The organism is Amycolatopsis sp. NPDC051102, from assembly GCF_040682815.1.
GTDB lineage: Bacteria > Actinomycetota > Actinomycetes > Mycobacteriales > Pseudonocardiaceae > Amycolatopsis.
Map to the genome: position 1 here is coordinate 156,608 of NZ_JBFBBT010000014.1, position 12,004 is coordinate 168,611.

The 12,004-nt window shown below is 74.8% G+C and carries 1 protein-coding gene (only partly in view); it reads left to right on the plus strand.

Going from position 1 to position 12,004, the window contains the following annotated elements; all coding sequences use genetic code 11:
• A protein-coding gene (locus tag AB0M93_RS32320; RefSeq protein ID WP_364280400.1) for an SDR family NAD(P)-dependent oxidoreductase crosses the window boundary here: on the plus strand, positions 1-12,004 show its 5' portion. 2,384 nt of this gene lie beyond the right edge of the window; 12,004 of the gene's 14,388 nt are visible here — the first part of the coding sequence; it begins with the start codon at positions 1-3; its stop codon lies beyond the right edge, outside the window.

Here is a 12,004-nt window from a genome sequence, read left to right on the forward strand (position 1 = left end):
ATGGCCGACGAGGAGACGCTGCGCGAGCACCTCAGGTGGGTCACGACCAATCTGCACCAGACGCGCCGGCGGCTGCAGGCGGTCGAAGAAGCCGACCAGGAGCCGATCGCGATCGTCGGCATGGGGTGCCGGCTGCCCGGGGGTGTCCACAGCCCGGAACAGCTGTGGGACCTGGTCGCCGCGGGCCGTGACGCCATCACCGGGTTCCCCGGGAACCGCGGCTGGGACCTCGACGCGCTGCGCGACCCCGATCCCGACCGGCCCGGCACCTCCCACACCGCCTCCGGCGGCTTCCTCCACGACGTCGCCGACTTCGACGCCGGGTTCTTCGGCATCTCCCCGCGCGAGGCGCTCGCCATGGACGCCCAGCAGCGGCTGCTGCTGGAGACGACCTGGGAGGCCATCGAACGCGCGCGCATCGACCCGGCCTCGCTGGACGGCTCGCAGACCGGCGTCTTCGTCGGCAACACCGGCCAGGACTACGCGAACCTGATGCGCGGCGCCGGGGACAACCTCGAGGGGCACCTGCTCACCGGCACCGCGACCGCCGTCGTTTCGGGCCGGCTGGCGTACTTCCTCGGCCTCGGCGGCTCGGCCGTCACGGTCGACACCGCCTGCTCGTCCTCGCTCGTCGCGCTGCACTGGGCGTGCCACGCGCTGCGGCGCCGCGAGTGCTCGCTCGCCCTCGCCGGCGGCGTGACCGTGCTGTCCACCCCGGCCGCGTTCGTCGCGTTCAGCCGCCAGCGCGGCCTGGCCCCCGACGGCCGCTGCAAGTCCTTCGCCGACGCCGCCGACGGCACCGGCTGGGGTGAGGGCGCCGGCATGCTGGTGCTGGAACGCCTCTCCGACGCCCAGCGCCACGGCCACCCCGTGCTCGCCGTCGTCCGCGGCTCGGCGATCAACTCCGACGGCGCGTCCAACGGCCTGACCGCACCCAACGGCCCCGCCCAGGAACGCGTGATCACCGAGGCACTGGCCAGTGCCCGGCTGTCGGCGAAGCAGGTCGACGCGGTCGAGGCGCACGGCACCGGCACCACGCTCGGCGACCCGATCGAGGCCCAGGCCCTGCTGGTCACCTACGGCCGCGCCCGCACCGCCGACGACCCGCTGCTGCTCGGGTCGCTCAAGTCGAACGTCGGGCACACCCAGGGCGCCGCGGGCGTCGCCGGGGTGATCAAGATGGTGATGGCCATGCGGCACGGCGTCCTGCCGCAGACGCTGCACGTCGACGCGCCGACGTCGCACGTCGACTGGGCGTCCGGCGGCGTCCGGCTGCTCACCGAGGCCCGGCCGTGGCCGGAAACCGGCGAGCCGCGCCGCGCGGGCGTGTCGGCGTTCGGCATGAGCGGCACCAACGCCCACGCGATCCTCGAAGCCGCTCCGGACGCCGAGGAACCGGCGCCTTCGCCGGCCGACGGGCCGGTGCCGTGGGTGCTGTCCGCGCGGACCCCGGAGGCCCTCAAAGCGCAGGCCGCCGCCCTGGCCGGGTGGGAAGCGCCGGCCGCGGACATCGGGTTGTCGCTGGTCACCACCCGGACGGCGTTTCCGCACCGCGCGGTCGTGGTCGGCGATCTCGCCGGCGGCCTCACGGCGCTCGCCGAGGGCACTCCGGCGGCGAACGTCATCACCGGGGAAGCCGGCGCGCCGGGCAAGGTCGCGCTGGTCTTCCCGGGGCAGGGTTCGCAGTGGGCCGGAATGGCTCTCGAACTCGCGGAGTCATCCCCGGTGTTCGCGGGCCGCCTCGAAGAGTGCGGTGCGGCGCTGGAGTCCTTTGTGGACTGGAAACTCCCTGAGGTGCTGGCCGACGCGGCGGCGCTGAGCCGGGTCGACGTGGTCCAGCCCGCGTTGTTCGCCGTGATGGTTTCGCTGGCGGAGTTGTGGCGCTCGTACGGCGTGATCCCGGACGCGGTCGTCGGGCACTCGCAGGGCGAGATCGCGGCCGCGGTCGTCTCGGGTGCACTGTCGCTTGAGGACGGTGCCCGCGTCGTCGCGCTCCGCAGCAAGGCGATCCTGGCGCTGGCCGGACACGGTGGAATGGTCTCGGTCGCCGCTCCCCGCGAGATCGTCGAAGCGCGGTTGACGGATGGGCTGTCGATCGCCGCGGTGAACGGCCCGGCCGCCGTGGTGGTGTCCGGTGCGCCGGACGCCCTCGACGAGCTGATCGCATCCTGCGAGGCCGACGGGATCCGCGCGAAGCGGGTGCCGGTGGACTACGCCTCTCACTCGGCGCAGGTCGAGCAGCTGCGCGACGAACTGCTCGACGTACTGGCACCGGTGCACCCGCAGCAGGGCCACACGGCCTTCCTCTCGACGGTGACCGGCGAGTGGAACGAACGGGTGGACGCCGGATACTGGTACACCAACCTGCGCCGGACCGTCCGCCTGGACACGGTGATCGAGCGGCTGAAGAGCGAAGGCTTCGGGACGTTCATCGAGGCGTCCCCGCACCCGGTGCTGACCATGGCGATCGGCGACGACGTCATCTCGCTGGGTTCCTTGCGGCGGGACGACGGCGGCCTCACCCGGTTCCACGCCGCGCTGGCCGAGGCGCACGTGCGCGGGGTCGCCGTCGACTGGACCCCGGCCTTCCCCAGCGCTCGCACGACCGACCTGCCCACCTACGCCTTCCAGCGGGAACGGTTCTGGCCCGCGGCCGTCGCGGACCCGGGCGACGCGGGCGCGCTCGGCCTGAGCGCCACCGGGCACCCGCTGCTCGGCGCGGCCGTGGCACTGGCCGCGGGCGACGGCCTGGTCCTCACCGGCCGCGTCTCGCCGCAGGCGCAGCCGTGGCTCGCCGACCACGCCGTGCACGACACGATCCTGGTACCCGGCACCGCGTTCGTCGAACTCGCCGTCCAGGCGGGCGACCGCGCCGGGTGCGGCACGGTCGAGGAACTCACCCTCGAAACCCCGCTCACGCTGCCCGCCGCCGGCGCCCGCGCGCTGCAGGTCTGGGTGGGTGCGGCCGACGAAACCGGCCGCCGGACCGTCGAAGTCCATTCGCGACGGGACGAGGACGACGCCTGGACCCGGCACGCCACCGGCGTGCTCGCCCCCGGCAGCCCCGGCGCCGGGTTCACTTTGGACCCCTGGCCGCCCGAGGGCGCGGCCAGGATCGAACTCGACGGGTTCTACGACGGCCTCCGCGCGGCGGCCGGCTACGGCTACGGCCCCGCGTTCCGGGGGCTGCGTTCGGCGTGGCGCCGCGGCGAGGAGATCTTCGCCGAGGTCGAACTGCCGGAGGCGGCGGACGCGGCCCGGTTCGGCCTGCACCCGGCCCTGCTCGACGCGGCCCTGCACCCGCTCGCGCTGGCGATGTCCTCAGAGGACGGACAGGCGCGGCTGCCGTTTGCCTGGACGGGGGTGACGCTGCACGCCATCGGCGCGTCCGCGCTGCGCGTCCGGCTCACCCGCCGCGGCGCGGACGAGGTGACGGTCGAGGTCGCCGACCCGTTGGGCGCCCCGGTCGCGACGGCGGACTCCCTCGTCCTCCGGCCGCTGCCCGCCGGCGGGCTGGACCGCGCGGACGATCTGTACCGAGTGGACTGGACCGAAATCCCGGCCGCCGCAACCGAGACCGGCGCCGTCTTCGAACCGGTCGACGGCGCGCCGATCCACCGCGTGCTCGGGCTCGTGCAGGACTGGCTCGCCGCCGAGCGGCCCGAGGTGCTCGTCTTCGTCACCAGCGGCGCGGTCGCCGTGCACGACGGCGAGGCGCCGGACCCGGACCTCGCCGCCGCGTGGGGCCTGGTGCGGTCGGCCCAGTCGGAACACCCCGGGCGGTTCGCGCTGCTGGACACCGACGACCCGGACCACCCGGTCGTCCCGGCCGAGCCGCAGCTGGCCGTCCGCAATGGACGGTCCTTCGTGCCCCGCCTCGCCCGCGTCACCGCCACCGGAGAAACGCCGGACTGGGGCGACGGCGCCGTCCTGATCACCGGCGCCTCGGGGGTGCTCGGCGGGCTCGTCGCCCGGCACCTCGCGCGGCAGCACGGCGTCCGGCGGCTGGTGCTGCTCAGCCGCCGCGGCGCGGACGCGCCCGGCGCTGCCGAACTCGCCGCCGAACTGCCGGAAGCCGTCTTCGCCGCCTGTGACGCGGCAGACCGCGACCAGCTCGCCGAGGTGCTGGCCGCGCACCGGATCACCGCCGTCGTGCACGCCGCGGGGGTGCTCGACGACGGCGTCGTAGAAGCCCTCACCCCGGAGCGGCTCGACGCGGTCCTGCGCCCGAAGGCCGACGCCGCCCGCAACCTCGACGAACTGACCACCGGCCTCGCCGCGTTCGTGCTGTTCTCCGCCGCCGCCGGGACGACCGGCGGCAGCGGCCAGGGCAACTACGCCGCCGCCAACGCCTACCTCGACGCCCTCGCCCAGCGTCGGCGCGCCGCCGGGCGGCCCGCCGTGTCGCTCGCCTGGGGCCTGTGGGCCGAGGCCAGCGGGATGACCGGGCACCTCGACGACCGCGCGCGGGACCGGCTCGGCCGCTCCGGTGTGCGTCCCCTGGACTCCGCGCAGGGCCTCGCGCTGTTCGACCGGGCCCTGGCCGCGGGGCCGGCCGCGCTCGTCCCGATCGCGCTCGACGCCGCCGCGTTGCGCCGCCAGGCCGCCGACGGCACCGTCTCGCCGCTGTTCCGCGGGCTGTTCCCGCCGTCCGCGCGGCGCGTCGCCGCAGCCGGCGGCCACGTCGGCGAGCTCTCCGAAGAGGCCTTGCTCGACTTGGTCCGGACGCACGTCGCCGCCGTGCTCGGGCACGCCTCGGCGCGGGCGATCGATCCCGGCCGCGCCTTCAAGGACCTCGGGTTCGACTCGCTGACCGCAGTGGACCTGCGCAACCGGCTCGCCGCGGCCACCGGCCTGCGGCTGCCCGCGACGCTGGTGTTCGACCACCCGACCCCGGCGGTGCTCGCCGCCCACCTCGCCGGACGGACCGGACGGACCGTCGTCGCGCGCACCGCCGACGACGGCGACGCCATCGCGATCGTCGCGATGAGCTGCCGCTACCCGGGCGGGATCGCCTCCCCGGACGACCTCTGGCAGCTGGTCGCCGAGGGCCGCGACGCCGTCTCGGCGTTCCCCGCCGACCGCGGCTGGCCCGATAGCCTCTTCGACGACGACCCCGCCCACAGCGGGACGTCGTATGTCCGCGAAGGCGGATTCCTCTACGACGCCGCCGACTTCGACGCCGAGTTCTTCGGCATGTCGCCGCGCGAGGCGACCGCGACCGACCCGCAGCAGCGGCTGCTGCTGGAAGTCGCCTGGGAGGCGTTCGAGCGCGCCGGGATCGTGCCGGACGCGGTGCGCGGCAGCCGGACCGGAGTCTTCGCCGGCGTGATGTACCAGGACTACGCGACCCGGCTGCAGAACGTCCGAAGTGGACTCGACGGCTACGAAGGCTACCTCGGCAACGGCAGTGCCGGCAGTGTCGCCTCCGGCCGGATCGCCTACGCCTTCGGCCTCGAAGGCCCGGCGATCACCGTGGACACGGCGTGTTCGTCGTCGCTGGTGGCGTTGCACCTGGCGTGCCAGTCGCTGCGGCAGGGCGAGTGCGACCTGGCGCTGGCCGGCGGGGTCACGGTCCTGTCGACGCCGGCGCTGTTCGTCGAGTTCAGCCGCCAGCGCGGGCTCGCGGCCGACGGCCGGTGCAAGTCGTTCGCCGACGCGGCCGACGGCACGGGCTGGGGCGAGGGCGCCGGGCTCCTGCTGGTGGAACGGCTGTCCGACGCCCGCCGCAATGGCCACCCGGTGCTCGCGGTCGTCCGTGGGACGGCGGTCAACCAAGACGGCGCGTCCAACGGTCTCACCGCGCCCAACGGCCCGGCCCAGCAGCGGGTGATCCGCCAGGCGCTGGCCAACGCGGGCCTCTCGGCGTCCGAAGTGGACGCCGTCGAGGCGCACGGCACCGGCACGACCCTCGGCGACCCGATCGAGGCGCAGGCGTTGCTCGCCACCTACGGCCAAGAGCGGGAAACGCCGCTGTGGCTGGGCTCGCTGAAGTCGAACATCGGCCACACCCAGGCGGCGGCCGGTGTCGGCGGCGTGATCAAGATGGTGATGGCGATGCGGCACGGCGTGCTGCCGCGGACGCTGCACGTCGACGCCCCTTCGTCCCATGTGGACTGGTCGGCCGGGGCGGTCGAGCTGCTGACCGAGGCTCGCGAGTGGCCGGCAGGCGACCGGCCGCGGCGGGCCGCGGTGTCGTCGTTCGGGGTCAGCGGCACCAACGCGCACGCGGTCCTGGAGCACGCTCCCGAGCCCGCGCCCGAGCCGCTTGCGGACGGTTCCGCCCCGTGGGTGCTGTCCGGCCGCACGGCCGAGGCACTGCGAGCCCAGGCTGCCGCCTTGCTCGGCCGAGCGGAGCTCCCGGCCGCATCAGTCGGCGCGGCGCTCGTGTCGGCGCGGTCGCTGTTCCGGCACCGCGCGGTGGTGGTCGGCGAGGACCTCCTCGGGGGGCTCGCAGCGCTCGCCGAGGGGGTTCCCGCTCCCCACGTCGTCACCGGAGAGGCGGCCGCGCCGGGCAAGGTGGCGCTCGTCTTCCCGGGGCAGGGTGCGCAGTGGCCGGGGATGGCCCTGGAGCTCGCGCAGTCGTCGCCGGTGTTCGCTTCCCGTCTCGACGAATGCGGCACGGCATTGCGGTCCTTTGTGGACTGGAAGCTGCGCGAAGTGCTCGCCGACGCCGAGGCGTTGAGCCGGGTCGACGTGGTCCAGCCCGCGTTGTTCGCGGTCATGGTCGCCCTCGCCGAGCTGTGGCGGTCGTTCGGCGTGGTGCCGGACGCGGTGGTCGGGCACTCCCAGGGCGAGATCGCCGCCGCCGTGGTCTCGGGGGCGCTCTCCCTGGAAGACGGCGCCCGGGTCGTGGCCCTCCGCAGCAGAGCCCTCCTGGCCTTGGCCGGTGGCGGCGGGATGGTGTCGGTGGCCGCCTCCCGGGAGAGCGTCGAGGCGCGGTTGACCGAAGGCCTCTCGCTCGCCGCCGTAAACGGGCCGGCTGCCGTGGTGGTTTCCGGTGCACCGGACGCCCTGGACGAGTTCATGGCAGCCTGCCGCGCGGACGGCATCCGGGTCAAGCGCGTCCCGGTGGACTACGCGTCGCACTCACCGCAGGTCGAGCAACTCCGTGCCGAGCTGCTCGAGGCGCTGGCGCCGATCACGCCACGGCCGGGGGAGACGGCGTTCGTCTCCACGGTCACCGGCGAGTGGATCGACGGGTCCACTTTGGACGCCGAGTACTGGTACACCAACCTGCGCAGCACCGTCCGCCTGGACACCGCGATCGAACGGCTGAAGGGCGAGGGGTTCGGCGCGTTCGTCGAAGCGTCCCCGCACCCGGTGCTGACCATGGCGATCGGCGACGACGTCGTCGCACTGGGGAGCCTACGCCGGGACGACGGCGGCCTCACCCGCTTCCACACCGCCCTCGCCGAAGCGCACGTCAACGGGGTCCCGGTGGACTGGACCCCGGCCTTCGCCGGCGCCCGCCCCGCCGACCTGCCCACCTACGCCTTCCAGCGCGAGCGGTACTGGCTCGACGTCCCGGAAGCCGAGCCCGTCCAGGCCGACCAGAGCTTTTGGGACGTCGTCGCCGACCAGGACGTCCCGGCGTTCGCGGGCGCCCTCGACCTCAATCCGGACGCCCCGCTCGACGCCGTCCTGCCGGCGCTGGCGAAGTGGCGCGGCCGCCGCCGCGACGAGACCACCACGGACTCCTGGCGCTACCGGATCGCGTGGCGGCCCGTCGCCACTCCCGCCGCCCGGCTGTCCGGCCGCTGGCGAGTCGTCGGGGACGGCGACGACGTCCGGGAAATCCTGTCCGCCCACGGCGCCGAGATCGCCGAGGACGACCACAACCTGGCCGGAGTCGTGGCCGTCCGGCCGGACGCCGCGGCCGCGCTCGAGCTGACCCGCGTCGACGCCCCGCTCTGGCTGCTCACCGAAGGGGCCGTGGCCACCGGCCGCGACGACCGTGCGCCCGACCCCGCGCAGGCCCGCGTCTGGGGACTCGGCCGCGTCGCCGGGCTCGAACACGCTGCCCGCTGGGGCGGCCTGGTCGACCTGCCGCCGTCCCTCGACGAACCGGCGGGCCACCGGCTGGCCGCCGTGCTGGCCGGGACCACCGGCGAAGACCAGGTGGCCCTGCGCGCGTCCGGCGTCTTCACCCGGCGGCTGGTCCACGCCGGCCGGGGAGCGGCCGCCCGCCGCTGGCGGCCCGAGGGCACGGTGCTCGTCACCGACGCCGACGGCCACGCGGCCGTCCGGCTCGCCCGCTGGCTGCTCACCCGGGGCGCCACCCGGATCGTGCTCGCCGCCGCGGCCTTCCCCGGCGCGGCCGGCCTGCGCGAACACGGCGTGATCGAGGCACCTTGCGACGTCGCCGACCGCGACCAGCTCGCCGCGGTGCTCGACGCCCACGGGCCGGTGCGGTCGGTGTTCCACACCGCCGCCGTCACGGACCTGGCGCCGCTAGCCGAGACCGGCCCGGACCTGCTGGAGCGGGCGTGCCGCGTGAAGGCGGACGCCGCCGAGCACCTCGACGCGCTGCTGCCGGACGGTCTCGACGCCTTCGTGCTGTTCTCCTCCATCGCCGCGGTGGTCGGCAGCGGCGCGCACGGCGCCTACGCGGCGGCCAACGCCCACCTCGACGCGCTCGCCGAGCGCCGCCGGGCCCGCGGCGAGACCGCCACCTCGATCGCCTGGGGCGTCTGGGACGCCGACGAAGGTGTCGATCGCGCCCGGTTGACGGCCGAGGGGGTCCCGCCGCTCGACCCCGAGCTGGCGCTCACCGCGCTCGGCCGGGCGCTGGACCACGACGACACCACCGTGCTCGTCGCCGACGTCGACTGGACGCGCTTCGCGCCGGCCTTCACCGCCGCGCGTCCCCGGCCGTTGCTCGCCGAGATCCCCGAAGCCGAAGAGGCCGCACCGGCGCCTTCCGGCTTCGCGGCCCAGCTCGCCGGGCTGAGCGCGCCGGAGGCCCACCGCGTGCTGACCGACCTGGTCCGCGCGCAGGCCGCGGCCGTGCTCGGCCACGCCTCCCCGGCCGCGGTCGACGTCGGACGTGCCTTCTCCGAACTCGGCTTCGACTCGCTGACGGCGGTCGAGCTGCGCACCCGCCTGGCCACCGCGACCGGCCTGCGGCTGCCCGCGACGCTGGTGTTCGACCACCCGACGGTCACCGTGCTCGCCGGGTTCCTCGGCGAACTGCTCGGCACCGGCAGCGAAATCGCCGCGGAACGCCCGGCCGCCGCGCGCGCGGACGAGCCGATCGCCATCGTCGGCATCGGCTGCCGGTTCCCCGGCGGGGTCCGCTCGCCCGAGGACCTCTGGCGGCTGGTCGCGGCGGGCGGCGACGGCATCACGCCGTTCCCCGCCGACCGCGGCTGGGACCTCGAAGAGATCTACGACCCCGAACCCGGGGTCACCGGCAAGAGCTACGCCCGCGAGGGCGGCTTCCTCGCCGACACCACCCGCTTCGACCCCGGCTTCTTCGGCATCTCGCCGCGGGAGGCGCTGGCCATGGACCCGCAGCAGCGCCTGCTGCTCCAGACGTCGTGGGAAGCCTTCGAACGCGCCGGGCTCGACCCGCTTTCGGTGCGGGGCAAGCGGATCGGCGTGTTCGCCGGCACCAACGGCCAGGACTACCCGGCGCTGCTGGAACGCTCGACCGAGTCCCTGGAAGGCCACGCCGGGGTCGGCAACGCCGCCAGCGTCGTCTCCGGGCGGCTGTCGTACGTGTTCGGCCTCGAAGGCCCGTCGCTGACGGTGGACACGGCGTGTTCGTCGTCGCTGGTCGCGCTGCACCTGGCGGTGCAGGCGCTGCGGCGCGGCGAGTGCTCGATGGCGCTGGCCGGGGGCGCGACCGTGATGGCGACGCCCGGCATGTTCGTCGACTTCAGCCTCCAGCGCGGCCTCGCCGCGGACGGCCGCTGCAAGGCGTTCGCCGAGGCGGCCGACGGCGCCGGGTTCTCCGAAGGCGCGGGCATGCTGCTGGTCCAGCCGCTGTCCGACGCGCTGCGCGAGGGCCGCCGCGTCCTCGCCGTCGTCCGCGGCTCGGCGGTGAACTCCGACGGCGCGTCGAACGGGCTGACCGCCCCGAACGGCCCGTCGCAGCAACGCGTGATCCGGGCGGCTCTCGCGGACGCCGGACTCTCCCCGTCCGAAGTAGACGCTGTGGAAGCCCACGGCACCGGAACGACGCTGGGTGACCCCATCGAGGCCCAAGCGTTGCTCGCGACCTACGGTCAGGAGCGCGACGAGCCGTTGTGGCTGGGGTCGGTGAAGTCGAACCTCGGGCACACCCAGGCCGCGGCCGGTGTCGCCGGCATCATCAAGATGGTCATGGCGATGCGGCACGGTGTCCTGCCGCCGACGCTGCACGTCGACGCGCCTTCGTCCCATGTGGACTGGGAGACCGGGGCGGTGGAACTGCTCACCGAGTCCCGGACGTGGACTGCCGACCGGCCCCGGCGGGCGGGAGTGTCGTCGTTCGGCATCTCGGGCACCAACGCGCACACGATCCTCGAGCAGGCGCCCGACCCGGTGGTCGAACAGCGCGAGCCGGTCTCCGGGCCCGTCCCCTGGGTGCTGACCGGACGGACCGAAGCCGCCTTGCGCGACCAAGCCGCCGCTCTCGCCGAGGTCGACGGCCACCCCGCGGACATCGGTTTCTCGCTGGCGACGGCCCGGTCCCGGTTCCTGTACCGCGCGGTGGTGCTCGGCGCCGACGGGCTGACCGCCGTTGCCGAGGGCAGGCCCGCGGCCGGCGTGGTCACCGGGCTCGCCGGTACGCCCGGCAAGGTGGCGCTGGTCTTCCCGGGCCAGGGTTCGCAGTGGGCGGGCATGGCTCTCGAACTGGCGGAGTCGTCGCCGGTGTTCGCGGCGCGTCTCGACGAGTGCGCGTCGGCCGTCGAATCCTTCGTGGACTGGAAACTGCGTGCGGTGCTGGCCGACGCGGAAGCGCTCAGCCGGGTCGACGTGGTGCAGCCTTCGCTGTTCGCGGTGATGGTGTCGCTGGCGGAGCTGTGGCGCTCGTTCGGCGTGGTGCCGGACGCGGTGGTCGGGCACTCCCAGGGCGAGATCGCGGCGGCCGTGGTGTCGGGCGCGTTGTCCCTTGAGGACGGTGCTCGGGTGGTGACCCTGCGCAGCAGGGCGATTCTCGCCCTCGCCGGCCTCGGCGGGATGGTCTCGGTCGCCGCGCCACTGGACGACGTCGAGAAGCGGCTCACGGACGATTTGTCGATCGCGGCGGTCAACGGTCCGGCCGCGGTGGTGGTGTCCGGTGCGCCCGGCGCCCTCGCCGAGCTGATCACATCCTGCGAGGCCGACGGTATCCGCGCGAAGCGGGTACCGGTCGACTACGCCTCCCACTCGGCGCAGGTCGAGCAGTTGCACGACGAGCTCCTCGACGTGCTGGCCCCGATCGCGCCGCGCGAAGCGGGGACGGCGTTCTTCTCGACGGTGACCGGCGAGTGGCTCGACGGGCCGGCGCTGGACGCGGAGTACTGGTACCGGAACCTGCGCAGCACCGTGCGTCTCGACATCGCGGTCGAACAGCTCAAGAGCGAGGGGTTCGGCGCGTTCGTCGAAGCCTCGCCGCATCCGGTCCTCACCATGGCGATCGGCGACGACGTCGTCGCGCTGGGTTCGCTCCGCCGCGACGACGGCGGGCTCGCGCGCTTCTACACCGCCCTGGCCGAGGCGCACGTGAGCGGCGTGGCCGTCGACTGGACCCCGGCCTTCCCCGGCGCCCGGCTCACCGACGTCCCCACCTACCCCTTCCAGCAGGAGCGGTACTGGCCACAGTGGACCGCCGCTCCTGCGGGCGACGCCGGCGGGCTCGGCCTCATGGACGCCGGGCACCCGCTGCTCGGCGCCGCGGTGACCGTCGCGGGCACCGGCGTCACCCTGCTCACCGGACGGCTTTCCCTGCGTACTCACCCGTGGCTGGCCGATCACGCGGTCGGCGACACCGTCCTGCTGCCGGGGACGGCGTTCGTCGAGCTGGCCGTGCAGG